The 23,624-nt window shown below is 62.8% G+C and carries 23 protein-coding genes and 7 pseudogenes; 9 read left to right on the top strand and 21 right to left on the bottom strand.

Annotated elements, in window-relative coordinates:
• Positions 1-2 precede the first annotated feature (2 nt).
• The 9 genes and pseudogenes from JN302_RS06480 to JN302_RS06440 form a co-directional block, all read right to left on the bottom strand.
• On the bottom strand, positions 3-770 hold the full coding sequence (locus tag JN302_RS06480; RefSeq protein ID WP_202332355.1) for an enoyl-CoA hydratase/isomerase family protein: 768 nt from the start codon (positions 768-770) through the stop codon (positions 3-5).
• A gap of 17 nt (positions 771-787) precedes the next feature.
• Positions 788-1,507, bottom strand: coding sequence for an ABC transporter ATP-binding protein (locus tag JN302_RS06475; RefSeq protein ID WP_202332354.1), 720 nt, complete (start codon positions 1,505-1,507; stop codon positions 788-790).
• A complete protein-coding gene (locus JN302_RS06470) occupies positions 1,500-2,225 on the bottom strand; it encodes an ABC transporter ATP-binding protein (protein WP_202332353.1) in 726 nt (241 codons plus the stop codon). The genes JN302_RS06475 and JN302_RS06470 overlap by 8 nt, the downstream gene beginning before the upstream one ends.
• Positions 2,222-3,139, bottom strand: coding sequence for an ABC transporter permease subunit (locus JN302_RS06465; RefSeq protein WP_202332352.1), 918 nt, complete (start codon positions 3,137-3,139; stop codon positions 2,222-2,224). The genes JN302_RS06470 and JN302_RS06465 overlap by 4 nt, the downstream gene beginning before the upstream one ends.
• A 97-nt stretch (positions 3,140-3,236) precedes the next feature.
• Complete coding sequence (locus JN302_RS06460; RefSeq protein WP_202332351.1) at positions 3,237-4,106, bottom strand: branched-chain amino acid ABC transporter permease; 870 nt, start codon at positions 4,104-4,106, stop codon at positions 3,237-3,239.
• Positions 4,107-4,187: 81 nt separating this feature from the next.
• A complete protein-coding gene (locus JN302_RS06455; protein WP_244846597.1) occupies positions 4,188-4,733 on the bottom strand; it encodes a flavin reductase family protein in 546 nt (181 codons plus the stop codon).
• A gap of 17 nt (positions 4,734-4,750) precedes the next feature.
• Entirely contained in the window at positions 4,751-5,116 is a 366-nt protein-coding gene (locus JN302_RS06450; RefSeq protein WP_202332350.1) for a VOC family protein, read from the bottom strand.
• Between the two features lie 187 nt (positions 5,117-5,303).
• Positions 5,304-6,070, bottom strand: a pseudogene (locus tag JN302_RS06445) (IS5 family transposase).
• A 233-nt stretch (positions 6,071-6,303) separates the two neighbouring features.
• A pseudogene (locus JN302_RS06440) lies at positions 6,304-6,738 on the bottom strand (ATP-binding protein); the annotation flags it as partial.
• 494 nt (positions 6,739-7,232) lie between these two features.
• Here JN302_RS06440 and JN302_RS06435 point away from each other — a divergent pair.
• The 8 genes and pseudogenes from JN302_RS06435 to JN302_RS38990 form a co-directional block, all read left to right on the top strand.
• Positions 7,233-8,480, top strand: a complete 1,248-nt coding sequence (locus JN302_RS06435) for an IS110 family transposase (RefSeq protein WP_202332349.1) — start codon at positions 7,233-7,235, stop codon at positions 8,478-8,480.
• A 318-nt stretch (positions 8,481-8,798) separates the two neighbouring features.
• A pseudogene (locus tag JN302_RS39000) lies at positions 8,799-8,858 on the top strand (winged helix-turn-helix transcriptional regulator); the annotation flags it as partial.
• 30 nt (positions 8,859-8,888) lie between these two features.
• Positions 8,889-9,368, top strand: coding sequence for an Lrp/AsnC family transcriptional regulator (locus tag JN302_RS06430; RefSeq protein ID WP_244846220.1), 480 nt, complete (start codon positions 8,889-8,891; stop codon positions 9,366-9,368).
• A 181-nt stretch (positions 9,369-9,549) separates the two neighbouring features.
• Positions 9,550-9,936 (top strand): annotated as a pseudogene (locus JN302_RS06425) (3,4-dihydroxy-2-butanone-4-phosphate synthase); the annotation flags it as partial.
• Positions 9,937-9,997: 61 nt separating this feature from the next.
• Positions 9,998-10,552, top strand: a pseudogene (locus JN302_RS06420) (IS6 family transposase); the annotation flags it as partial.
• Between the two features lie 219 nt (positions 10,553-10,771).
• Positions 10,772-11,674, top strand: a complete 903-nt coding sequence (locus JN302_RS06415) for an IS4 family transposase (RefSeq protein WP_342215983.1) — start codon at positions 10,772-10,774, stop codon at positions 11,672-11,674.
• Positions 11,674-11,958, top strand: coding sequence for a hypothetical protein (locus JN302_RS38995; RefSeq protein ID WP_244846219.1), 285 nt, complete (start codon positions 11,674-11,676; stop codon positions 11,956-11,958). The genes JN302_RS06415 and JN302_RS38995 overlap by 1 nt, the downstream gene beginning before the upstream one ends.
• Positions 11,959-11,962: 4 nt before the next feature.
• A pseudogene (locus JN302_RS38990) lies at positions 11,963-12,122 on the top strand (IS6 family transposase); the annotation flags it as partial.
• Between the two features lie 45 nt (positions 12,123-12,167).
• Here JN302_RS38990 and JN302_RS06410 read toward each other — a convergent pair.
• The 10 genes and pseudogenes from JN302_RS06410 to JN302_RS06365 all read right to left on the bottom strand — a co-directional run.
• A pseudogene (locus JN302_RS06410) lies at positions 12,168-12,386 on the bottom strand (ArdC-like ssDNA-binding domain-containing protein); the annotation flags it as partial.
• Positions 12,387-13,142: 756 nt separating this feature from the next.
• On the bottom strand, positions 13,143-14,111 hold the full coding sequence (locus JN302_RS06405) for an NAD-dependent epimerase/dehydratase family protein (protein ID WP_202332348.1): 969 nt from the start codon (positions 14,109-14,111) through the stop codon (positions 13,143-13,145).
• A 3-nt stretch (positions 14,112-14,114) separates the two neighbouring features.
• Positions 14,115-15,080 (bottom strand): fumarylacetoacetate hydrolase family protein, encoded by a 966-nt coding sequence (locus JN302_RS06400; protein ID WP_202332347.1) that lies wholly within the window; start codon positions 15,078-15,080, stop codon positions 14,115-14,117.
• Positions 15,081-15,131: 51 nt separating this feature from the next.
• A complete protein-coding gene (locus JN302_RS06395) occupies positions 15,132-15,716 on the bottom strand; it encodes a cupin domain-containing protein (protein WP_202332346.1) in 585 nt (194 codons plus the stop codon).
• 8 nt (positions 15,717-15,724) lie between these two features.
• A complete protein-coding gene (locus tag JN302_RS06390; protein ID WP_202334211.1) occupies positions 15,725-16,531 on the bottom strand; it encodes a cyclase family protein in 807 nt (268 codons plus the stop codon).
• A 2-nt stretch (positions 16,532-16,533) separates the two neighbouring features.
• Complete coding sequence (locus tag JN302_RS06385; protein WP_202332345.1) at positions 16,534-17,685, bottom strand: MFS transporter; 1,152 nt, start codon at positions 17,683-17,685, stop codon at positions 16,534-16,536.
• Between the two features lie 22 nt (positions 17,686-17,707).
• Positions 17,708-18,838 (bottom strand): FAD-dependent oxidoreductase, encoded by a 1,131-nt coding sequence (locus JN302_RS06380; RefSeq protein WP_202332344.1) that lies wholly within the window; start codon positions 18,836-18,838, stop codon positions 17,708-17,710.
• Positions 18,835-19,188, bottom strand: coding sequence for a Rieske (2Fe-2S) protein (locus tag JN302_RS06375; RefSeq protein WP_244846218.1), 354 nt, complete (start codon positions 19,186-19,188; stop codon positions 18,835-18,837). Before JN302_RS06375 ends, JN302_RS06380 begins: the two co-directional genes overlap by 4 nt.
• 19 nt (positions 19,189-19,207) lie before the next feature.
• Positions 19,208-20,149 (bottom strand): VOC family protein, encoded by a 942-nt coding sequence (locus JN302_RS06370; RefSeq protein ID WP_202332343.1) that lies wholly within the window; start codon positions 20,147-20,149, stop codon positions 19,208-19,210.
• A gap of 25 nt (positions 20,150-20,174) precedes the next feature.
• Positions 20,175-21,335 (bottom strand): alpha/beta hydrolase family protein, encoded by a 1,161-nt coding sequence (locus JN302_RS06365; protein ID WP_202332342.1) that lies wholly within the window; start codon positions 21,333-21,335, stop codon positions 20,175-20,177.
• A gap of 185 nt (positions 21,336-21,520) precedes the next feature.
• Here JN302_RS06365 and JN302_RS06360 point away from each other — a divergent pair, with 185 nt between their 5' ends.
• Positions 21,521-22,456 carry a LysR family transcriptional regulator gene (locus JN302_RS06360; RefSeq protein WP_202332341.1) on the top strand — a complete coding sequence of 312 codons (936 nt, stop codon included), beginning with the start codon at positions 21,521-21,523 and terminating at the stop codon, positions 22,454-22,456.
• A gap of 178 nt (positions 22,457-22,634) precedes the next feature.
• On the opposite strand, the gene JN302_RS39565 is transcribed toward JN302_RS06360, so the two are convergent.
• Positions 22,635-22,757: a hypothetical protein gene (locus JN302_RS39565; protein ID WP_274609257.1), complete on the bottom strand. Its 123-nt coding sequence runs from the start codon at positions 22,755-22,757 to the stop codon at positions 22,635-22,637.
• 85 nt (positions 22,758-22,842) lie between these two features.
• Positions 22,843-23,610: an SDR family NAD(P)-dependent oxidoreductase gene (locus JN302_RS06355; RefSeq protein WP_202332340.1), complete on the bottom strand. Its 768-nt coding sequence runs from the start codon at positions 23,608-23,610 to the stop codon at positions 22,843-22,845.
• Positions 23,611-23,624: the final 14 nt, after the last annotated feature.

Genomic DNA, 23,624 nt, shown 5'->3' with positions numbered 1-23,624 from the left:
GGTCAGGCCTTCTTTGTGCTTTTCGACAGGAAGCGCGCCCGCGTATCCGCCGAACTGTCGACGTTGAGATAGGCGCCGAGATCTTCGACCGTCGTCGCCTCGAGCGCGTCATCGTTCATCTGCGCCGTCTCGTTCAGTGACCGCTTTATCGCCGCGAACAGCTTCTGTTCCTTGCCGCGCAGATGACGGCACACCTCGACGGCACGGCCCGCCACATCACTGGTCGCGACGATTTCGTCTATCGCGCCGATCTCGAGCGCCTTTTCGGCGCCGATCAGATCGCCCCAGTAAAGCAAGGCCTGCGCCTGGCGAAGGCCGAGACGCTGCACCGCCTGCCGCATGCCCTTGGTCACCGGCAGGAGGCCGTGGTTGATTTCCGGAAACCCGATCTTGCATTCGTGGTTGGCGACGACGTAATCGGCGTGCAGCAGGAATTCGAGCGCGCCGCCGACCGCATAGCCATGCACCGCGCAGACGATCGGTGCCGGATACCGCTCCATCTCGCACAGAAGCGAGTGAAACAGCCTGATCCGCGGCGCCGCGACCTCGACGCTGACCACTTCATTGATGTCGCCGCCTGCGCTGAAGAAGCGGTCGCCCTGCCCCGTCAGGACGATGCCCGGCGGCGAAGCTTCCGTCGACAGCTCGCGGATGGTGTCGCGCAGACCGGCGATCAGAACCGTGTTGACAGCGTTGGCCGGCGGCCGGTTCATGGTCAGCGTGGTGAGATCGCCGTCGCGAGCGATGAGAAGATCGTCGGTTTTGATCATGGCAAGATTTTCGATCCTCACATGCCGAGATAGGCGCGCTGGACTTCGGAATTGTTGAGCAGCTCGTCACTCGACCCCTGGAGCACGACCGTGCCGTTCTCGAGCACGTAGCCTCGATTGCTCAGCGAAAGGGATGTGGCGACGTTCTGCTCAACCAGCAGCACCGTGATGCCTCGCTCGTTGAGGTTCTTCACGACGCAGAACATCACGTCGGTCAGCGCGGGCGACAGTCCGATCGAGGGCTCGTCGAACATGACGATTTCCGGCTTCGACATGATCGCGCGCCCGATCGCGAGCATCTGCTGCTCGCCACCGGACAGCGTGCCGGCGACCTGGCGCCGCCGCTCCCGAAGCCGCTCGAACAACTGGTAGACGGATTCGAGGGTTTCGAGCTGGTCCCCCTTGGAGCGCTTGAGGCCGCCGCCGAGCAGCAGATTTTCCTCGACGGAAAGGCTTCCGAAAATCTGGCGGCCCTCCGCAACCTGCGCGATTCCGCGCTCGCAGATCTCCCACGGCGGCATGCCGGTGATATCAACGCCATTCAACTTCACGACGCCGCTCGTCGAGGGGACGATGCCGGCGATGGAACGGATCAGCGAGGTCTTGCCCGCGCCGTTGGCACCGACGACGCAGATCAGCTCGCCCTTGCGAATCTGCAACGAGACTCCGTTCAGTGCGTTGGAGCCGTCGTAGCCGACACAAAGCCCGTCGACCGAGAGAAGTGCATCGTCAACCATGGAAGCCCGTCCCCAGATAGCCCTCAAGCACCTTCGGATCCGAAACGACGTCCTTGGGGCTTCCTTCCGCAATTTTCGCGCCGTGATGAAGGACGACGACCGTCGAGGCCACTTCCATTATGATCCGCATCACGTGCTCGACGAGAAGGATCGTCAGGCCCTTTTCGGCGAGCCTCTGCAGCACGCGGACGACGCCCGCGGCCTCGGTGGGACGAAGGCCGGCCATCACCTCATCGAGCAGCAGCAGTTTGGGCCGCGTCGACAGCGCCTTGGCCGCCTCCAGCATCTTGCGGTCCGGCAGCGTTAGCTGATCAGTCGTGGCGTTCGCCTTGCTGGCAAGGCCGACGCTTTCCAGCGACTCGTAAGCCGTCGCGCGCGCCTCGCCTACGTTCTTGGTCCAGCTGAACGCGCCGACCATCGCGTTTTCGAGAACCGTCATGTCGCGCATCGGACGCACGATCTGGAAGGTGCGCGCGATGCCCATGCGGCAGATGTTCTCGGGCGGCGAATTCTCGATCGAACGCCCCTCGAAGAACACCTTTCCGCTGCTGATCTTGAGCGCGCCCGTGACGAGATTGAAGCACGTCGTCTTGCCGGCGCCGTTCGGTCCGATCAACGCGGTGATGTGGCCGGCATCGAGACCGAAGCTGACATTGTTGACCGCCACCAGGCCGCCGAACCTACGGGTCAGACCCTTGACTTCTAGCAGCTTGGTCATTTCTCGACCTTCGTCAGTTGCGGCACGGATCCGCGAGAGGGCAGATGGATCGCCTTATAGAGCCGGATCAGCGCCGGCCAGATTCCATCCGGAAGCACCCAGACGACCAGGATCAGAATGATGCCGTAGGAGATGTTGTTCAGGCCGGGGATACCGAGGCTGTCGCCGATCGCGCTCATCAGATGGTTGAGCGAAATTGCCGCGAGCGATCCGATGAGCGGGCCAAAGGTGGTGCCGAGACCACCGACCACCGGTCCGATCAGCACATCGACCGAGATGCCCATGCCCATGATGGAGTCCGGGAAGATCGAGCCCTGCACCAGCGCAAGCACGCCGCCGCCGACCGCGGCCGTGGCTGCCGAGATCGAGATCACGAGAATCTTGTGCCGGAACGTACGCACGCCGAGCGCGCGCGAGGCCTCATCGTCATCGCGCATCGCGCGCCAGACGTAGCCGAGATACGAGCGTGAAATCAGCTCGGTCCCGATGACGCCGAGGGCCGCAAGGCCGAGCGCGACGAAGTAATAGAAGCGGGTATCGCCGCTCAGCATCGCGATCGAGTTCTTGCCAGTCGGCGCCGGGAAGAACATGCCCTGCATGCCGCCGACGAAGTCCCAGCCGCCGAACATCACGCGCGAGAACTCTGCGGCCGCGATGGTGAGCAGCGCGAAATAGATGCCACGCACCTCGAAGCGGAAGCTCAGCCATGCAAGCACCGCTCCGACGACGCCGGCGAGGATCATGCCGACGATCAGGCCGACCCACGGCGAGATGCCGAACCGGATGTACAGAACCGCGACCGAATACGCTCCGAGACCGACGAACAGCGCGTGGCCGATCGACAGCAGCCCGCCGATACCGAGCATCAGATTCCAGGACTGCCCCATGAAGGCGAACAGCAGAACTATCGTCATCAAGGAAATGATGTACGAGTTCGAAAAGGCACCGACCAAGGCGAGGATCACGAAGACTGCGCTACCGGCGAGCCATCGTTTCAGCTCACTCGAGCCATCAGACTTCTTTTGCACCGAAGAACCCTCTCGGACGGAAGATCAGGATGGTGATAAGGAGCGCGTAGGGAAGCGCCGTCTTCAGCGACGGGCTGAACGTCAGCGCCGCGACGGCTTCCGCCACGCCGATGGTCAATCCGCCCAGCAGCGCCCCGCCGAAGCTGCCGAGGCCGCCAACGATGACGGTCACGAAGGCGAGCAAGGTGAAATCGACGGCGAGATAAGGCTGCGCGTCGAACAGCGGCGAGATCAGTGCGCCGGCGATGCCTGCGCAGGCCGTTCCGATGCCGAAGGTCACGGCATAGACCCGCGGAATGTTGAGGCCGACGACCAGGCCACCCAGCCGGTTGTCGGCCGCAGCACGGAGCGAGCGCCCGAACGAGGAGAATTTGAGATAGGCGCCGAGCAGGACGATCAGCACGCTTGCGGTCGCCGCCGCCTGAAGCCGCGCCAGATCGAGCGTCAGAACGCCGAGCTGCACGGTGCGGAACGAGAGCGTCGAAGCCGTCGGACGCGGATCCGGTCCGAAGCTCACCAACAGAATGCCGCTGAACAGCAGCGCAAGACCGATGAAGACGATGAACTGATAATGATGCGGCCGATTGACGAAGCGCCTAACGACAAGCGACTCCAGCAGGTAGCCGAAAATGAACATCACCACGGCCGCGATGCCGGCTGCGACGATGATCGGCACGTCCCAGAACCGGACGGTCCAGTAGCCAATATAGACGCCGAACACGACCATTTCGCCGTGGGCGAAATTGACCACGCGCATCACGCCAAAAATGATGGTGAGACCGAGCGCCACGAGCCCGTAGACGAGACCGAGCAGGACACCGCTTGCCAGAACATTAAGCCAGAGCGAGGTCATCGGCACGCCTCGAGACAAATGAGTGGGATCATGGTGTCGGCCTTTGCTGTCGGTCGGGGGCGTGAGACGTGCGGCGTCATGTCAGTGCCGTGATGGATCGGGACGCTTCGGCACCGCGAAATCGCCCCTCACGTAGATCAGAGGTTCGAGATCGGCGTTCATCGCCTGCGCGACCACCTCGCCGACGAAGATCGTATGGCTTCCGGCGTCATACGCGCCGGTCACGCGGCAATCGAAGCTGCACACCGCGTCAATCAGGCTCGGCGCGCCAGTCACGAGCTTGCGCCAGAGCACCTCGTCGAAGCGGATGTCGCCCTTGCTGCCGTCCTGCCCCGAAAACCGCTTCGCCAGGGCATCGTGACCAGACGCCAGAATGTTCCAGCAGAACGATCCGGTGCCCTTGATCGTGTCGTGGCCGCCGGCAGACTTGTTGACGCACACCAGAACGCTCGACGGATCGGTCGACAGCGAGCAACCCGCCGTCAGCGTCAGGCCATGCCGGTTCGGCGACGCGCCGGTGGTGACGATCGATACCGCGCCGGGCACGTTGCGCATGGCGCTGCGAAACTCTGCACTGCTGAACGCGGGAAGTTCCTGACTTGGCATTGGCGACACTCGGACATTCATGATGATCAATCTCCTCGCTACTCGGCTCGGTTTCTCTCAATCGCCGCCTGGAACAGCTGGATCGTATTGCGCTGCGGATCCTTGAACTGGGCGATCCGGCCATGGCCGCCCATGTGGCGAATCTCGCCGAAGATTTCGGCCCCGTTGTCCTTCGCACGTGCGACCGCCTGCTCAAGATCGTCCGCCTCGAAGACAAGGACCGCGTTCTGCGCGGGTCTGGACACGGATTCGGACAGGCCCGCCACGCAGAAGGTGGACTTGTCGCCAACGAACTGAATCCATTTGCCCGCGTCGGCGAAGCGCACCGTCAGCCCGAGCGCCTCGTAGAATTCGGCAAGTCCCTCGGGTTCGGCAGCGGTCAGGTAGACTTGCTTGAGCTTCACGTTCGCGGTCCCCATGCATGACAGCCCGCGCCGTGGCAGGTGCGACCTGCGCGCTTGGCTGGCGTATTTATTGAATGATAGTTGCGCGGCCGGGCCGGCATTAGTGTTCGAATAGTTCTCTACTCACACCATCGATCAGCATTTAATGCTGCGCCAAATGGCTTTGGGTACAGGCTAGGGCCTGTGATCAGTTGAGGAGAATGACGGCCGCGGCGAGGTGTATGGCGCCGAGGAAGTTGGTTGCGCGCTTGTCGTAGCGGGTCGCGATGGCACGGTACTGTTTGAGCTTTGCGAAGAAGTTCTCGATGAGATGCCTGGCCTTGTAGAGCTCTGTGTCGTAGCGGCGTGGTTGTTTTCGGTTTGATCGCGGCGGAATGACGATATCGACACCGGCGCTTTGAAGCAGATCGAGCACACGCTCTTTGGCATCGAATGCCTTGTCGGCGATGAAGGCGGTGATCTTGTCGAACAGGTCAGGCAAAAGCGCATCGGCTCCGCACAGATCATGCTTCTGGCCAGGCGTCAGATGAAAGCCGGTCGGATTGCCCAAGGCGTCACAACGGGCGTGGATTTTGGTGCTCAGCCCACCCTTGCTGCGCCCTATGGCTTCGCGTTCCCGGTCCCCCCTTTTGCGCCGGCGCTGTGTTGATGGGCGCGCACGATGGTCGAATCGATCATGGCGTATTCATTGTCGGCGTCTTCGGCGAGAAGTTCGAAAACCTTCTGCCAGACCCCGCTTTTGCTCCAGCGTGTATGGCGCGTATGAATGACCCGGAAGTGGCCGAACCGCTCCGGCAAGTCACGCCACGGGATTCCGGCCCGATAGCGATACAAGACCGCCTCCACGAACAGCCGGTTATCCTTGGCGGTGCCGCCGACATGACCTTCACGGCCAGGCAAGAAATCTCTGATGCGCTCCCATTGATCATCACGCAAGGCATAACGACGTGCCATCCGGTCGGCGCCCCCTGATTCGCCGACACCTCAAGAATCACATCTCCGGTGATTTGGGAATCTGGAGGCTTCTGTGAGGTCCGCGGGCGCGGCATCGATGCCGCCGATCTGTGTCGGGCGGACCTCATTGATCGCAACTGATCACAGGCCTTAGACACTGCGCGAGGCGTTCTGCTCTTCGCATGAGCGAAATAATGTTGCTTCGCACGTTGGTTGCCGAATTTTCGGACGATCATCAGCGCCGACAGGAAGGGGATGTTGTGGCGGATACCGTCGACGCAAAGGGCGTCGAGCGCGTTGGCCTGCGCGTCGATCGCCGAGGCACGGGTGGGCGCGTGGGTCACGAGCTTGGCGATCATCGGATCGCAATAGATCGAGATCTCCCCGCCCTCCTCCACACCGGTGTCGTTACGAACGGTGATGCCGCCTTCGATATGGCTTTCCACCGGCGGGCGGTATTTCACGAGACGGCCGATCGCCGGAGGAAAGTTACGGAGCGTATTCTCAGCATAGAGGCGCACCTCCACCGCCCAGCCGGTGAGCGTCACGTCCCTCTGCTGAATCGCCGGCTTCTCGCCGGCCGCGACGTGGATCATCTGCTCGACGAGATCGACGCCGGTGACGAGTTCGGTCGCCGGATGCTCCACCTGCAGGCGGGTGTTCATCTCAGCGGCCGTCCTGAAACTCGGCTGTAGAAGTGGATGGCCGGGTTCAGATGCGATTCCAAACGGTCGTCGAAGCCAGTTTGGAGCCTTTCATGTGGACCCCGACCACCCGGCGGCAGCATATCCAAGGCGCGTCGGGCACTTTACGAGGCTGGGCTACGGACGGTCCCGTGCTGGGGAGGCTTCGGCCGCAGGATATCAACGCCCCTGTACCCTTTTGAATGCGGTTCCTGAGGGATTGGCGCGGCGGGTTGCGCGAAGTGAAGCGTGGCCGGCGGCACGAGCCCAATACGGGGTGTAACCTTGCGGAACCGAGCCGATTCGGCGGGAGTAACCCAGGTGCCCCGGTGGCCCGACCACCTGATGAGGACATGTACCCCGCCGGATTGGCCGCGATCGATGCCCCGTGGGGAGTCCGCGCCGGAGCATTCCTTCCGAGCGCCAGTACAGGGATCGGCTGAGATCACGGCGGCTCGTGTGTTGGAACGGGGAGAAGCATGACTGATCAGAGACAATGGTATGCCGGCATCGACTGGGCGTCGCAGAGCCACCATGTGTTCTTTAGCGACGGTGATGGCCGGCGAATAGGCGAGCGGGCCTTCGACCACGGTGGCGAGGGGCTGGCCGAGATGGTGGCCTGGCTGCTGGCCAAGAGCGGTGCCCAGGAGGCCGCGCAAATCCTCACGGCGATCGAGGTGCCGCATGGGCCGGTGGTGGAGACGCTGCTGGAGCGTGGCTTCAGGGTGTACGCGATCAATCCCAAGCAGGTGGATCGTTTCCGCGACCGCTTCTCGCCGGCCGGCGCCAAGGACGACAGCCGCGACGCCGCGGTGATGGCCTCGGGCTTGCGCACCGATCCGCGGTGCTTCCGCGACCTGGCGGCCACCGACCCCGTCATCATCGAGTTGCGCGAGTGGTCGCGCATCAGCGACGACCTCGGCACCGAGCGCAATCGCCTGACAAATCGCTTGCGCGAGCAGCTCTGGCGCTACCTCCCGGCGTTCCTCGAACTCGTCGACGATGATCTCGGGGCGGAATGGCTGCTGGAGCTGTGGGAGGCCGCGCCGACGCCCGCCAAGGCTGCGCGCCTCCACGCGGCGACGGTCGCCAAGCTGCTCAAGCGCCATCGCATCCGCCGCTTCGATGCCGCCCAGGTGCTCGCGGTGCTGCGCAAGCCGCCCATCCAGGTCGCCGCCGGCACCACCGAAGCCGCCCGCGCCCACATCGTCACGCTCATCGCGCGCATCCGCCTTCCCAACCGGCAGCTCAAGCAGGCCCACCACCAGCTCGATGCGTTGACCGCCCGCCTCGTCCCGGCCGAGGAGAGCGAGCCGGGGCAGCACAAGCAGAATGACGTGGAGATCCTCGCATCCTTGCCGGGAGTGGGAAGGATCGTCCTCGCCACGCTGCTCACAGAGGCTTGCGATGCCCTGCAGCGACGCGATTACGCCGCCTTGCGCAGTTTGACAGGAGTCGCGCCCGTTACCAAGCGCTCCGGCAAGAGCTGCATCATCGTGCGAAGATATGCCTGTCATGGCCGGCTCGCCAACGCCATCTACCATTGGGCGCGTGTGGCCACGCAGCGCGACCCGAGAAGCCGGGCCAAGTACACCACGCTGCGAAGTCGTGGTCACAGCCACGCCCGTGCCCTGCGATCGGTCGCCGACCGCCTCGTCAACGTCGCTTGCGCCATGCTCAAGACCGGCACCGTCTTCGACCCTTCCATCACCGGACAAACCGCTTGATAAACTGCGGGGAGTCCTCTGACTTTGTCCAAATCGCGGCATTGCCGAATTTGCGATCTTCATGTGCCTGCTGCAGCACCACGTGAACAGCAGGAGATCGACAAGTCAGGCGGCTAAACAGAGATTGACTGTTTTTCGATACAAGTCGTCATTTTGTCGAAATTCCGCAGACGGGAGTGCGATTAGCATTCAGGTGTCATCGGGATGTCACCACGCGGCTTAACGCGCGGGACCGGGGCTCGGTGGCGCCTAGACCTACGGTTTGCCTTTGGGAGATAGCGATATGACCACGATGGCTCTCGACAGGATCGATATCAAATCCTGAACGAACTGCAGCAGAACGCGAACTTAACGAATGTCGAGCTCGCTTCCCGCGTCAATCTCTCTCCGTCGCCCTGCCTTGCCCGGGTGAAGACCCTCGAAAAGCTCGGCGTTATCGATCGGCGCATTGCGGTGCTCGATCCGGCCGTGCTCGGCATCGGCGTGACCGCGTTCATCCAGGTCAAGCTCGAGAAGCAGGTCCAGCTCAGCCTCGAGAATTTCACGCGCGCGATCGATCGGCTCGGCCAGGTCATGGAATGTTATCTCATGACCGGCGACAGCGATTATCTGCTGCGCGTCATGGTGTCCGACATCGAGGATCTGGAAGACCTCATCGTCAACAAGATCTCGCGTATCCCGGGCGTGTCCAGCATCCGCTCGAACCTCGCCCTCAAGCGCATTTCCCACAAAACGGTCCTGCCGATCGACACCAATCGCCCGGTCAAGATCAAGGCCTACAACAACGCGGCCGCGAAGCGTGCACAGCCGCGCCCCGACGCAGCGGCCCGGACCGACGGCGCGGCAAGCAATGACGCCTGCCGCACACTGAGCGTGGCCGGTCTCTGACGACGGCCCTCACCTGACGCCGCCGGCCTGTTCTGGCGCGGCTTCCTCACAAGGTAGCCGCCGGCGCCGCTGGCGATATCGACTTGACCCGGCGGACCGGGCTGAACGGGCAAGAGGATTGGCCTCACTCGGTGTCCGAAAACGAGTGCGAGCGTCACATGGAAATGAGTGCGAGCGTCACATGGCGACCTCGATTGCAGACATCATCAAGGCTTTCGCGCAGGGCGAAGTCGTCGTCGTGACCGACGACGACGACCGTGAGGCCGAAGGCGATCTCGTCGTGGCGGCATCACTGTGCACGGCCGAGAGGATGGTGTTCATCATCCGCCATACGTCCGACATCGTCTGCGCGCCGATCACCCCGGACGAGGCGCGGCGCCTGCGGCTCGTCCCGATGGTCACCGCCAACGATTCCAACCACGCCACCGCCTTCACCGTCTCGATCGACCACAAACCCGACGGCGGCACTGGCATTTCGTCCGAGGAACGCGCCTCGTGCTGCCGCGCGCTCGCCAACCCCAATTCCTGCGCGAGCGATTTCGCGCGGCCGGGCCACATCTTCCGGCTTTGTCGCAAACTTTTCAGCAATGCTGAGATGGCATGAGGGCTGCCCAAACGGGATTAGCATGATGTTCAAAGGCCGCCACTTCGATCAGTCCGTCATTCTGCTGTGTGTTCGGTGGTATCTGGCTTACAATTTGAGCTTACGCGATCTGGAGGAGATGATGGCTGAGCGCGGCGTTGCGGTCGACCATTCGACGGTCAATCGCTGGGTCAGGTGCTTTTCGCCAGTGCTGTTGGAACGCTTCAACCTGCGCAAGCGTGCTCTGTCGGGCAGGTGGCATATGGACGAAACCTACATCAAGGTGCGTGGCCAGTGGATGTATCTCTACCGCGCCATCGACAGTGTCGGCGATACGGTGGAGTTCATGCTCAGCGAACAGCGTGATCTCCTTGCAGCAAAACGCCTTCTGCGTAAAGCGCTGCACCGGCATGGCCGTCCTGGCCGGATCGTCATTGACGGCAGCCAGACCTATCAGGAGGCCATCATCGCATGCGACAGCGAAAGCCGGTTGCGGCATCAAACAGCAAGACGGCTGAAGCCGATCCGGATTCGCCGCAGTCAATATCTCAACAACCGGATTGAGCAGGACCATCGGCGCATCAAGCGCCGGGTCAGACCCTACGACATTCACACATCGTGGGGGGCGAGTTGCGGTGTCGGCGAAAGTCTGACTCCCTATTGCGGTGATTCGGCTGAGGGAGGGGCAGATGGACCTTGGTTTTGGGGAATTCGGAGACGCTCGGCTGAAAGATGCGGGATTTTTTTGCACCAGCGGCTGGTGTCCGCGGGCGGCTGGGGTAGCAGCGTCCGCGCGCTGGGCGGCGGCCGCTCCGGCGAGATGCGGATCACGCGCTTTCTGCACAATCCGAAGGTGACGGTCGGCGCGATGCTGGGTACGGCCTCGGCCCGCACGTGCTTGCAAGTCCGTGGCCGTCATGTGCTGGCGATCCAGGACACGACGTCTGTTCGGGTGGACGAAAAAGGCATCGGCCTTTCCGTGCACCCGCTGATTGCCGCAGATGCGACCAGCGGCTTTGTGTTGGGCCTTGTCGATGCGTTTTTTCTGGATCGCCGCGGTGGTGTGAAGGCGACGCGCACCAAACGGGACTTCGCGGACAAGGACAGCCGGCGCTGGCTCGACGGCGCCGAAAGCGCGCGCCGGCTGTGGGCCGCCGGCGCGGCCTGCGTGACGGTCGTCGAGGACCGCGAGGGGGACATTTACGAGTGCTTCGCCTTCAAGCCGGACCATGTCGAGAAGCTGGTACGGGCCGCGCAGGACCGGCTTCTGGCCGACGGGACCCATCTGTTTGCCGCCGCCGAGAGCTGGCCCGAAGCCGGGCAGATGACGGTCGCGTTGCCGGCCATTCCGGGCCGCAAGGCCCGCACGGCCACTCTCGGCGTGCGCTTCGGCCGTGTCGAGATCGCAAGGCCCAGGAACCGCAAAGCCCAGGCGGGAACCCGGGTGCTGCCGAAGACCGTCACGCTCAGCATGGTCGATGCCCGCGAAATCGATCCGCCGCACGGCCAGGAGCCGGCGCATTGGCGGCTGCTCACAACACATCAGGTCACCGATCTGGCCGATGCACGGCGCATCATCGGCTTTTATCGTCTGCGCTGGACCATCGAGCAGCTGTTTCGGACCACCAAGACAAAGGGCTTTGACATCGAGGCGCTTCGCCAGCAGGAGGGCGGGCCGCTGGAAAAGCTCGTAACAGCACCCTCATCGCCGCCGTCACGGTGATGCAACTCGTTGCCGAGCGCGACGGCAAGCTCGAGCGGCCGCTCAGCGACGCCTTCGATCCCGACGACCAACCGGTGCTCGAACGCGTCAGCCACAGCCTTGAGGGAAAGACCCAGAAGCAGAAAAACCCCCATCCCAAAGGCACATTGGCCTTCGCTGCCTGGGTCTTCGCACGGCTCGGTGGATGGACCGGATACTACGGAAAGCCCGGCCCCATCGTCATGCTCAGAGGCCTCACCAAATTCCACGCAATCAAGCATGGCTGGACCCTCCGAGATGTGTGAATCTCGTAGGGTCAGACCGATGATGGGGTTCAAGGCGTTCTCATCGGCTGCCGTAACTTTGGCTGGCATCGAGATGGTTCACATGATGCGCAAAACTGCAGGGACGCTTCGCTTTCAATCCGAGAGCAACGCTGAAGGAGCAGTTTGAAGCAATCGCCCCCTGAAATCCGTCTCGGGTAAGCCGACGTCTGACCCAACGCAGAATTTGCGACACAACCCCAGAGAATGAGGATGTTGATGCCGCTGTAGCTGCGGGAAGTAGCGGCGTTCTTCGGTAGGCCGAGCGGTGCCTTCGCAGCAGACGTGCCCCAGGGCTGGACCCAGGGCACACGGCCTTCCTCCAGTTCGGCGATGATCTTGTTGGTGATGTCGTCGTAAAGGCTCGTGCGGTCCGAGCCGGCGCGAGCGCTGCGGTCATGTCTGGCCATCGGGGAATGTCCCCGCGACGGGCGCCGGAAGCCTTTCCTCCGATCCTCAACCCGTCGCGGGAAATCGGGCCGACCTCTCACTCTACAGCGGGCGTTGCGGGACGCCCCCCGCAGAAGGGGGTGTGCCGGCGACCGCGGCGCCGGCCAGGGGGAAGGCATTCCCCCATAGATCATCCTCCAACCGCCGCCACCCGCGACAAAGAATTCGGATTCACGCGCTGTCGGTGCTGATGCCCTTCGCGCCCGGAGGGTGAAAAACCCCAGACTAAACCCCAGACTAAAATGGATTTCTATGCTGGGGAGTCATTGCGTCGAGGGCAGAAAAGTAAGTGATTTCCGTTAGATAAATGGCGCGCCCGAAGAGATTCGAACTCCTGACCCCCAGATTCGTAGTTTACCGCGCGAAAATTATTACGTGATATCAATATGTTACCACTTCGCCTCTCGCGATTGGGTTTGGGGGTACCCGACAAAGTTACAAGCTCCACATCGCCGTTGACACCCTACTGTGCGCCGGAGCCCCCCAATGACCTCATCGGCCAAGCTGTGCTGCCAATACATTGTCGTCGGCTCTCACCAAAAGTAGTCATCCGGCAGCTCATGCAGGCGAATGTCGAGATAGGGGAAGGCGGCTGGCAGGTTTTGGTTCAATATTGGCGTGAGCGGACATAGAGCCGTTGTTCGGCAGGATGGGCTCCACGGCTGGCCTCCGGACGCGAAGGAGATTGTTTGGAAGCGAGATAATCGTGGGCTTGGCTATCCCTTGAGAACATTAGTCACGAGGGCGCTTGGGTCGGGATCCCTGATGAACCCTGCGGCCATCGCTCCGGGAGCCGAGAGGTTCGGGAATCGGCCGAACAGGTTTTCGATGGCTACGTCGGGCACGAAACGGAACCCGGAGGTGCTCTCCGGGCCGAGGTGGTCCGCCAGCGTTGCGACGATGTCTCCAACGCTGGCGTGAAGGACCGGCAACTGCCAGAGGCGGGACGGCGGCATTGAGATAGCGTCAAGTTTAGCTGCCAAGACCAGATTCGCGACACAGGTGGTCAGTGACATCCACCAGGCGGTCGCATCCCGAGACACCGGGCAGATATAGCCTTCACGAGCAGCTGCTTTGTGGAACAGCAAGCTCATGAAGGCCGACCCGTGCCGGCTTGCGGAGACGGGCCGCGCGACAATGCCGGGAAGGCGCAGGCTGCGCGCGTCGATCTCGCCGCGCCGGGAAAGATCGGCAAGCAAGATCTCCGTCATCAATTTGTGCGCGCCGTAGCTGATTATCGGACGCGGAACGCAATCTTCGTTGACCACGCCCGGCCCGAGCACGCCATATACGGCAATCGAACTGGCGAAGACGACGCGAGGTACTCGACCGCCTTCCCGTCCCTGCCGTGCAAGCCTCTCCATCAGTGCGATCGACCCCAACAGATTGACCGACCAGCCGAGTTCGGGCTTTCTTTCCGCTGCTAAGCCCGGCACGCTCGCGAGGTGAAAGAAGCAATCGACCGGCTCTTTCAGGAGTGAATTCAGATAGGCTGCGTCGGTCAGGTCACCACAGTGCCATTCGGCACCATCCCAGCCCTGGCGCCCTTGGCCCGTTTCGCCCGGGGTGAGATCGGCGAGCACAAGCTTTGACATCGGCCTGCCGAGCGCACCCGGGTGGCTGCAAAGAAATCTCGCGAGACCGTGCCCGACGAAACCCGATGCGCCCGTTATGACGACGCGCATCCGCTAGCCTCGGACAACTTTCTGATCGACGGTGCCGAACAGCGGTGTGCCGTCAGGAAGCATGGCTTCCATGCGCACCATGTCTCCAAACTTCATGAAGCCGGTTTTTGGCTCACCCAGATCGATCAGCTCGATTCCTCTGCGTTCGGCGATACAGGAGGAGCCGACCTCACGATAGCTTTCGTTAGAGACCGTTCCCGAGCCGATCACAGTTCCGGCGACGAGATCGCGCGAATAGGCGGCATGGGCCACTAACTCGTCAAAGCCGGCGCTCATCGCATATCCGTTCGCGGCACCGAAGCGCTTCCCGTTCCATTCCACCTGCAGTGGAAGATCGACGCGCGCGTCGCGCCAATACCCGCCCAGTTCGTCGGGCGTAACGGCCACCGGCGCCATCGAACTCGCCGGCTTGGCGTGGATCCACCCGAAGCCGGTCTTCATTTCGATCGGGGCAATCTTGCGCAGGCTCCAGTCATTGATCTGCACGACCAGGCGGATGTGCTTTCTCGCCTCGGCGGCATCGGTGCCCATCGGCACCGCATCGGTGATGACGCCGAATTCGCCCTCGAAATCGATTCCGTCTTCCTCGGAGGGGAATTTCACATCGTCCGTCGGCGCATAGAATCGGTCGCTCACGCCCTGATACATCAGCGGCCGTCCGCCGGTATCGACCGGCGGCAGCTTGAAGACCTTCTGCATCAGCTCGCCATGACTATCGAAGGCCGATCCGTCGAGCCACTGCCAGGCGCGCGGTAACGGCGCCAGGGCCTTTGCGGGATCGAACGGCGCGCCGGCGCCGGCGTTCAGCGCCTCGTATTCGGCTTGCAGCCGGGGTTCCACCCTCGCCCAGCTCTCCAGCGCCGCCTGCAGGGTCGATGCGGCCTTCGCCGGGGCGTAGCGGGCATGATCGCCGCTGACAAGATGAAGCCGGCCGTCCGGCATTCCGTTGTCGAGTGTCGCGAGTTTCATTCCGTCCTCCGGAGCGGGAAATTCGGATTGATCGTGGTGGCGGAACCAACGTCAGGCGTTGCGGTCCCGCAGGGCCCTGGCGATTTCCGGCGCGTACTGCCCGTCGATCAGGATGAACAGCATCCGGCAGGGCTTTCCGGAGCGGTTGGCCCAGGCGTGGTTGGTGCCCCGCTGGATGACGACGCTGCCCTGTTTCAGGTCGACCGCGCTGTCATCGAGCACCAGCGTCATCTCGCCTTCGATGACGACGCCGTAGTCGATCGATTCGGTGCGGTGCATTAGTGGATGCGGGGAATCCTCCTTCACGGTGGACGCGGCCGTGTCGCCGACCTCGCTGAACGCGGCCTTCATGCTCGCCGCTCCATGCGCCAAGAAATCCTCACTGTCCGGCGGGATATCCACGAACCGGATCCGCGTGCCGTTTGCAGGCGGCGACAGGACGAGGTCGCCGACGGTCGGGTCTTCGCCATTGCCGACCACCGGCGGCGTGCCAGCTGTGCTCCACACCTCGTGGAACACGGTCCCGGGGATGTTCGCCAGTTCCTTCACAACAGGAAGCGGTCCGTCGGACACGACGATCGCATTGCCTGTCTCGTCATGACCGGTGACGACGCGGTGGATCGGCCGAAAACTCATGCAGCTCCTCACAGATCGAAGATGGCGACGGCGCGTGTGGACCCGGCGGAGCCCGCGCGCACCTTTTGCGGGAAGCAGGCTATGGTAAAGCCGGTCGGCGGCAGGCTCTCAAGATTGTGCAGCTTCTCGAGGTGGCAATAGCCGATATCGCGTCCTGCCTTGTGACCTTCCCAGATCAGCGACTTGTCGCCGGTTTCCTGCACGCGCGCAGCTACGAATTTCGTCGGCGGATCCCAGCTCCAGCCGTCGGTTCCGGTGACGCGGATACCGCGCTCCAACAGGTACATCGTCGCCTCGTAGCCCATACCGCAGCCCGAATTGACGTAATCGTCGTGGCCGTAGCGCGAACCGGCGCGGGTGTTGATGACGACGATCTCCAGCGGCGTGAGTTCGTGGCCGATGCGCTTCAGCTCGGCCTCGACGTCGCTGGCCATCACGCGGTAGCCGTCGTCGAACCGCCGGAAGTCGAGTTTCACGCCCGGTTGGAAGCACCACACCAGAGGCACTTCGTCGATCGTCATGGAGCGCCGCGGGCCGCCCACCCTCGCATCCATCGTCGAATGGTAGTGCCATGGCGCATCCAGATGCGTTCCGTTGTGCGTCGTGATCTCTAGACGCTCGGCGGCGGCGGCCTCTCCATCCGAGTAATCTTCGGGCGTTGTCCCCGGATAGAGATGCATGAACTCGCCGATCGTCTCCTTGTGGTCCTGGTAGACGATTCTCGGAGCGAGGGGCGGCGGATCGGACAACACGTCATCCTCCAAGTAAACGGAGAGGTCGACAATCCGCCGCGAAGAAGCGGGATGCGTCGTCATCTTCACGCGGCGGCCTGCAGGGCGGCATCCTCGCGCAGGCGCGCCTGGCTGAATAGGCCGACGGCTATTAGCGCGAAGAGGCAGGCCGCGATGCCTATTGCCGGATACCCGGAGAATTTCACCAGCGTCCCGCCGAGGATCGGCCCGATTGCCGAGCCGACCATCAGCATGGCCGGCGTGGCAGCCAGCGCCCGCCCGGTTCCTTCCAGCCGCGACAGGAGGCCGAATGCGAATGTGTGTGTGAAGATCATCACCGCCGTGAACAGCAGCGCGCCGGCCGCGTAGGGGACGAAGCTCACGCTCAGCATGATGAGCAGCGCGATCGCTGCCTGGACCACCGGTCCGGCCAGAACCACCTTCTCCGCCTTGAGGCGGTTCTGGAGGATAGCCGCCAGCGGCGCCGGGAACAGGTTGACGAAACCGAGCGCGATCAGCACGCCAGTGACTGCCTGCATGCCGAAGCCCCGATCCGTTCCAATCTGCTGCACGAAGCTGAACACCATCGCCTGGATCAGCGCCATGGTGCTGACGCCAAGGATGCCGGCCCAGACAGCCCGCCCGATCTTCTGCGGCACTGCAGAAGTCCCGGCGATTTCGAGGTTTGCCGGCTTCGGGAAAAGCAATGCAGTGACGATAGCCGCCAACGCCATGACGCCGGCAAATACCTGAAACAGTGCGGCTCCGCCCACGGCCGCGATGATGTTCGGTGTTGCACCGAGGAAGATGATTGCGAAGACGCCGAGCGCGGTGCCAACAGTCGCAAAGAGGCGATGCGGATTGGTGCTTCGTCCAATCGTTCCGTGCGTGAACGAGAGTGCGGTGCCAGCGGAGAGCCCCGCAAGGGTATGCGCTGCCGCAAGCGGCCCGAAGGCGGTTTGCGTCGAAGCGAGAACGAAGGCCAGTGCGGCGATAGCGAACCCGCCCGTTGCCGCGAGTCGGCCGTTGATGCGGTTGAACTGCGGCGCGAAGAACACGCTGGCGATGACTGCTCCGACCAGGAAAAGTGTCGCGAGGGCACCCGCCTGTTGCGGATCGAATCCGTAGGCCGTGATCAGTGTGCCGACCCAAACCGGCAGCGCGACCAGGTCCACCATGCCGGCGCAATGCGCCACCATCAGCGCAACGCGCCCCGGCCATTTTTCGGTCGTCGTCATGTTCGGTTCCTCCCTTTCGTCTTCAGATCGGCGCTGCAAGGGCCATTATCGTTTCGCGCATGATCGCCGAGTGCTCCTGCTTGTCGCCGTCGTTGATCTCGATCTCGCCCAGGCGCAGCGAATTCTCGACAACCATCCGGCAGCGCTCCCAGCGTCGGCCTTCGAACGCAGCGAGGCCCGCCTCGACATCGCCGGCGCGCTCCAACTCCTCAGCCAGCACGATGGCATCCTCGATGCCGATGCAGGCGCCCGAGGCGAGATGCGGCGTGGTCGCGTGAACGGCATCGCCGATCAGGACGACACGGCCCTTGTGCCAGGGCCTGGGCAGCATCAACGCTTCGAGCGGTCGGTAGACGATCGAGTTGCTCTCGTTTAGCCCTTCGCGGAGCCTGACGATCAGGGGAGCCGTGAAAGGCTCAAGCAGTTTCTTGAGCAGGCCGAGATGTTCGCCTTCTTGTAAGCGCTGCTTGATCGGCTGGTCGACGGTGGCGAAGATGTAGGCTTGGGTCTTAGAAACCGGATTGATGCCGACTTTGATCTTCGGTCCGAGCCACATAACGGCCGTCTCAATCTCGGCGGGGCGCTCCACGACAGCGCGCCAGACGCACTGGCCGGTGTAGGCGGGCTTCGGCGCGTTCGGGAACACTGTTTCCCGGACCTTCGAGAAAAGGCCATCGGCCCCGACGACGAGGTCGTAGCGCTTTGTGTCGCCGTTGGTCAGCAACACCGTTACGCCGTTGTCGTCTTGTGCGATCGTCTCGAAGGTGGCGCCGAGCAACACGTCGGCGCCGGCAGCCCTTGTCGTTTCCGCGAGGATGGAGGCCAGGGCGGGCCGCATGATGCCCCCGCTACCAGGAACGTCCGGACCTGCCACGCGAGGCGTGGGCAGCTTGGCGATCAGAGAGCCGTTGGGCGCGCACAAATCGAGCCCGTCGGTCGCGCTTCCACGCTCCATAAATGCGTCCAGGATGCCCAGCGTCCTGAAGGCGCGGAACGTTGCGCCGCCAAGCGTGATCCCGGCACCGTAAGACCGCCAGCCAGCATCGATCTCCACGACGTCAACGCTGATGCCCCGCTTGCGCAGTTCGATCGCAGCGGACATTCCCGAGAAGCCGCCGCCGATCACCAGTACGTTGCGCACAACCACTGTCATCCAAGTTCCTCCCTGGCTGGCTCCCGCACAACCTCGATATCGCCCAAAGGCGTGATGCGGACCGGTACTTTTTTCAGTCTTTGTCCGAGGCAGGGACCAAGCACGCACTCACCTGTCTCGATCTCGAAGAGCGCCCCATGGGAATGGCAGGCCAGATGCGTTCCTTCACCGTTCAGATAGCGGTCGGTTTTCCAGGCCATGGGCGTCCCGCCCTCATAATGCGGACATGAATCGAGATACGCGAAGATCCGGCCGCCTCTGCGCACAACCACGACCTTGCGGGCGAAGCCGGCGACCACAAATCCGCGGGCTTCGCCCTCTGGCACCCCGTCCATCTGGCACAGCTTCAAGGTTGCTCCTCCTGCGGTGTCACTGGTCGGGCTTGGGCCCGCCTCCGGGCGCCCATTTCTCTCGATGCTGAAGCAGGAACATCTGGGAGGCTTCCGGCCCGAACGGCGCTTCGCGCGCGACCCATTCGTCGTCGTGCTTGTCCATGTCGGCGTCATATTCGAAATGCGTGCCGAGCGGGCTGTTGAAATACCAGAACCAGTTCGAGCCGAATTTGTGGCGGCCTGGCCCCCAGAAACTCTCGTAGCCGGCCTTCACGAAACGGGATCCGGCGACCATCAGCTCTGTCGGCCCGCCCATATGGAAGGCCAGGTGCTCGATGCCTTTCATGTATTCCGGTGTGCGGATGAAGAAGAGCGTGTGGTGATCGTCGTTGGCCTTCGGCCGCAGGAAGGGACCGGCGCCCTTCAGGACGTCGGTGATGACGAAGCCCAGGCGCTGGCAATAGAAGCTCGTGGCTATCTCGATGTCCGGCACGAACAATACGGTGTGGCTTAGCATGCGCGGCATGGCCGGCATGCCGTCCCAGACGCCGAGTTCGTTCGGGCCACGCTGTGCGGGTGCGCCAGGGGCGTTGATCTTCTCGGCCGGCAGTTCCAGCTCGCGCCGCTTTGTAACCTGGAACTTCAGCGCAAAGCCGAAATCGTCCGTTGTCTCGATCGTGCCGTCGGCGAGCTTGTGGACCTTGCGGTCCTTGCCCAGCTCGGCCGCGATTGCCTCGATGTCGGAGGCATCGCGCGCACCGTATACTTGCTGGCGCAACATCGTGGCCGTCGGCAGTGGCGCTGGCAGATCGGGGTCGCTCTTGTGCCGGATGATGACCCCGGTCCCGTCCAGCGCCTCGAACAGCCCGCCCTTGTCGTCCACGCCCACCGGGGTGAGGCCGAACGCCGTCAGGAATTCCGAGCAGGCGACGAGGTCGTCGACGCCGAAGACCAGGTAGTCGGGTCCGATGATGTTCATGCTGTGCTTCCTTCGGTATCCGTGTTCAAGCCGCCGTCCCGCCGCCGAGCGTTTCGGCCACCCAATCGGCGATGTAGGCGCCGGCATTTGCGGAATTGTCGAAACTGGCGTGCTGCACGCCGCCCTCGCGTTCGGTAAAAACCTTCAGCTCGCGCTTCGGGCTGTTGACGAGTTGCTCATAGGTCCGTTCGGCCCATTTTAGCGGGATCTGGCTGTCCTTCTGGCCGTGCGTGACAAGGAACGGCACGCGGATGCGGTCGAGAATGCCGTCGAGATGAACGTTCTCGGCAATCTGCTTGAATTCATCGATGTCCTTGGCACCCCAGACCCAGCAGACATGGTTCCAGTAGTGCGGGACCGGAAAATCGCCCTCGCGCTCCAGCCGCTTCTGCTGCACATCGCGCCAGTCGTGGTTGGCGCCCCAAGCGACGCCGCAGGCGAAGCGCGGCTCGAAGGCGACAGCGCGCGGGCAGTAATAGCCGCCGAGCGACACGCCCTCGAGCCCGATGCGTTTAGCGTCGACTTGCGGCTGTGCCTCCAGCCAGTCGACGACGCGCGACGCCCAATGCTCGCTGTCGTAGCGTGAAGTCAGCCCTTCAAGGCGCAACGCCTCGCCTGAACCGGGCTGGTCGATGACGAGGGAGGCGACACCGCGTCTGGCTAGCGACTCGGGCAGGCCGACGAAGTATTTCATCTCCTTGGTCGAATCGAGCCCGTTGACCTGCACCAGCAGCGGCTGCGGCCCGTCGACGCCTCTTGCCGGGACGTAGAGGGCCGCCAGGTGCGTGCCCTCATACGGGATTTCGACCCGGCGTACTGGCGCACCGGACTGGGCGAGGCCCTTGGCGAACGTGTCGAGGAAGCGCCTGTAGAGCGCTAGGCGGCCTTCCGAACCGTGCGCCTGCAGGCGTTCGGCGGTGATCATGTAGTTGGCGGCGCGCAGCAGCTTGTCGCTGGAGGAGATCAGGCGGCCCTGTGCCTCGTCCTCGGCCGCAAGCCCGGCGAGCTTGTCGGCCATCTTCACCCATGTCTCGCGGAACGCTTGCGTGCCCGCTGCGTCCGGTGCTTTCGCAGCTTCCTGCAGCGGGGCGCACATCTCCTCAATCTCGCCGATGCGCGCGCCCATCTCGATCGAAAGGTCGACCGACAGGTTCCAGACGTAGTTGGTCGGAAAATATCTGAACAAAACCACTTTCCCTTGATGCCTGCGGGAAGGTGGCCGCGAATGCTGCGCCGTACGGACATGCATTGCTGCACCTTTGTCCGTGCTTCCTCCCTTAAACAGGCATAGGTCAGGAGGGTGTATTTGGGAAATTGAATGATTCGATATATGACATTTCGGCTCTAAATACCTCAGAGAGAACCTGCGAAATGCGATTCAAGAACCTCGACCTGAACCTGCTCGTCGCGCTGGATCTGCTTCTAGCTGAGCGGAACGTTAGCCGCGCTGCCGACAAGATGAACATCACCCAGTCCGCGATGAGCAATGCGCTGGCGCGCCTGCGAAGTTACTTCGATGATCCACTCCTGACTCCCGTCGGCCGCAGCCTGGAGCTTACGCCGCGGGCGGAGTCCATGCGGCATTCCGTTCGCGATATTATTGTCCGCGTCGAGGCAGCGATCTCCACAGATGTGCACTTCGATCCGTCCCAAACCGCCAGGCAGTTCAGCATATTGCTGTCGGATTACTCTATGACCGTGCTGATGCCCAAGGTGCTCGCGCTCGCCGAACTGGAGCGTTCCCGTGCACAGTTTCAGCTGCTGCCGCAGATTGAGCGTCCGGAAAAGGCCATCGAACGTGGCGAAGCCGATTTGGTCATAGCTCCCAAAGCGTTCATCTCGGGCGAACACCCCAGTGAGTCACTGTTCGAGGACGGGTTCGTATGTGCGGCGTGGAAGGACGGGCGCTACGGAAAAGCGCCGCTCACAAAGGAGCAGTATCTCGAGGCCGGCCATATACGCATGATGCCGCCCGAGAGGGGAATGAGCTTCGACATGATGTTCCTCGAGGAGCGCGGGATCGCACGGCGCATTGAGGTTACATGCTACAGCTTTGCCGCGATGCCTCACCTCATTGTCGGCACCGATCGTCTAGCGACCATCCACGGCTTGATTGCCGCGCAAATTGCGACTTCACTTCCTATCGTATGCCATGAGGTGCCGCTTCCCATGGTCCCGTTGCAGCAGTGCGTCCAATGGCATCAGTATAAGAGCCAGGATCCCGGCATACTCTGGCTCCGACGACTTATCCAAAAGGCTGCGCGGATGATCGATTCAAAGACCGGCAGCCCCCCGGTTCCAGGCTAGCTCGCTTCGTGCCACGATCGGTTCTGCTCTGCGCGGCAGCGGTCTTCTCCATGTCAGCCTCGGTGCTGGCGTCCGCATGTGGAACCGAGTGACCATGGTCAAAGACCTGGGCAAGACAACGGATCAGCGGGTCCGGCCAGATGGGTAAGTGGCGGTCCAATCGTTGCATGCCTGCTCCTCAGCAATGCCGGGTTTCGGTACACGCCACCTGGCGGATCCCGACGCCACCCACTTCCACAATGCCGGGACTCGCGCCGATGGCAGGATCGACCTCGTTATCTGCCAACTGCTCGTTCTGCATTTCACGCCCGGGCTCGTTGGCAAGGCTTCGCCAATACGTGGCGGATAGGAGGCTAGAGCCACGCGCGCATTTGAGAAAGTATTCGTCAGGAGGCCATGCCGCCGTCGAGCATGAGGCAGCTTCCGGTGGTGAAGCTTGCATCTTCCGAAGCGAGGAATAGCACCGCGCGCGCCACCTCGGACGGCTCGGCATGACGGCCCATCGGGATCTTGCGGTTGAACATTTCGGCGGCATCGACACCGAGCAGCCTGGACATCGATGCCTCGGCGGCCCGCATGAAATCGTTGTCGACCGGACCAGGGTTGACGCCGTTGACCGTAATGCCCTTGGAAGCGACTTCCTTCGCGATCCCCCGGATCAGGCCAACCAGCGCATGCTTTGCTGCCACGTAGGCGCAGTTGCCAGGCACGCCCTGCACGCCGACCACGCTGGAAGTGACGATGATCCGTCCACCGCGCGGCAGATGCGGGATCGTATATTTGCAGGCAAGGAAGCAGCCGCGGACGTGGACCCGCTGGATGAGGTCGAATACCTCCTCGGGATAGTCCGTGACATTCAGGATGGGGCCGTCATTCCCGGCATTGCTGAAGAGAATATCGATGCCGCCGAACCTGTCGAGCGCAGTCGTCACATACCGGCGAACGTCGTCGACCTCGGCCACATCCGCGATCACGTTGACATATCGGTCGGCCATGACGGGCGGCAATTCGGCGGCTACCCGCTCGAGCGCGGGGGCGCTGCGATCCACCAGAACCACATTCGCGCCTTCCTCAAGGAAGAGCCGAACCGTCCGCGCGCCAATGCTGCCGCCGGCGCCGGTGACAATGGCGACCTTGCCTTCGAGTCTGGCCACGGGTGTCTCCAGGT

The organism is Mesorhizobium sp. L-8-3 (genome assembly GCF_016756615.1).
Classification (GTDB): Bacteria; Pseudomonadota; Alphaproteobacteria; order Rhizobiales; family Rhizobiaceae.
Note: the sequence above shows the minus strand (reverse complement) of the source record. Positions and strands in the feature narration are given on the sequence as shown.

Excerpts from the sequence above, each read along its gene's own strand:
- JN302_RS06480 (WP_202332355.1), bottom strand. The coding sequence starts at position 770 with ATGATCAAAACCGACGATCTTCTCATCGCTCGCGACGGCGATCTCACC.
- JN302_RS06475 (WP_202332354.1), bottom strand. The coding sequence starts at position 1,507 with ATGGTTGACGATGCACTTCTCTCGGTCGACGGGCTTTGTGTCGGCTAC.
- JN302_RS06470 (WP_202332353.1), bottom strand. The coding sequence starts at position 2,225 with ATGACCAAGCTGCTAGAAGTCAAGGGTCTGACCCGTAGGTTCGGCGGC.
- JN302_RS06465 (WP_202332352.1), bottom strand. The coding sequence starts at position 3,139 with ATGACGATAGTTCTGCTGTTCGCCTTCATGGGGCAGTCCTGGAATCTG.
- JN302_RS06460 (WP_202332351.1), bottom strand. The coding sequence starts at position 4,106 with ATGACCTCGCTCTGGCTTAATGTTCTGGCAAGCGGTGTCCTGCTCGGT.
- JN302_RS06455 (WP_244846597.1), bottom strand. The coding sequence starts at position 4,733 with ATGAATGTCCGAGTGTCGCCAATGCCAAGTCAGGAACTTCCCGCGTTC.
- JN302_RS06435 (WP_202332349.1), top strand. The coding sequence starts at position 7,233 with ATGACTGATCAGAGACAATGGTATGCCGGCATCGACTGGGCGTCGCAG.
- JN302_RS06415 (WP_342215983.1), top strand. The coding sequence starts at position 10,772 with ATGCGGATCACGCGCTTTCTGCACAATCCGAAGGTGACGGTCGGCGCG.
- JN302_RS38995 (WP_244846219.1), top strand. The coding sequence starts at position 11,674 with ATGCAACTCGTTGCCGAGCGCGACGGCAAGCTCGAGCGGCCGCTCAGC.
- JN302_RS06405 (WP_202332348.1), bottom strand. The coding sequence starts at position 14,111 with ATGCGCGTCGTCATAACGGGCGCATCGGGTTTCGTCGGGCACGGTCTC.
- JN302_RS06400 (WP_202332347.1), bottom strand. The coding sequence starts at position 15,080 with ATGAAACTCGCGACACTCGACAACGGAATGCCGGACGGCCGGCTTCAT.
- JN302_RS06395 (WP_202332346.1), bottom strand. The coding sequence starts at position 15,716 with ATGAGTTTTCGGCCGATCCACCGCGTCGTCACCGGTCATGACGAGACA.
- JN302_RS06390 (WP_202334211.1), bottom strand. The coding sequence starts at position 16,531 with ATGACGACGCATCCCGCTTCTTCGCGGCGGATTGTCGACCTCTCCGTT.
- JN302_RS06385 (WP_202332345.1), bottom strand. The coding sequence starts at position 17,685 with ATGACGACGACCGAAAAATGGCCGGGGCGCGTTGCGCTGATGGTGGCG.
- JN302_RS06380 (WP_202332344.1), bottom strand. The coding sequence starts at position 18,838 with ATGACAGTGGTTGTGCGCAACGTACTGGTGATCGGCGGCGGCTTCTCG.
- JN302_RS06370 (WP_202332343.1), bottom strand. The coding sequence starts at position 20,149 with ATGAACATCATCGGACCCGACTACCTGGTCTTCGGCGTCGACGACCTC.
- JN302_RS06360 (WP_202332341.1), top strand. The coding sequence starts at position 21,521 with ATGCGATTCAAGAACCTCGACCTGAACCTGCTCGTCGCGCTGGATCTG.
- JN302_RS39565 (WP_274609257.1), bottom strand. The coding sequence starts at position 22,757 with ATGCAGAACGAGCAGTTGGCAGATAACGAGGTCGATCCTGCCATCGGC.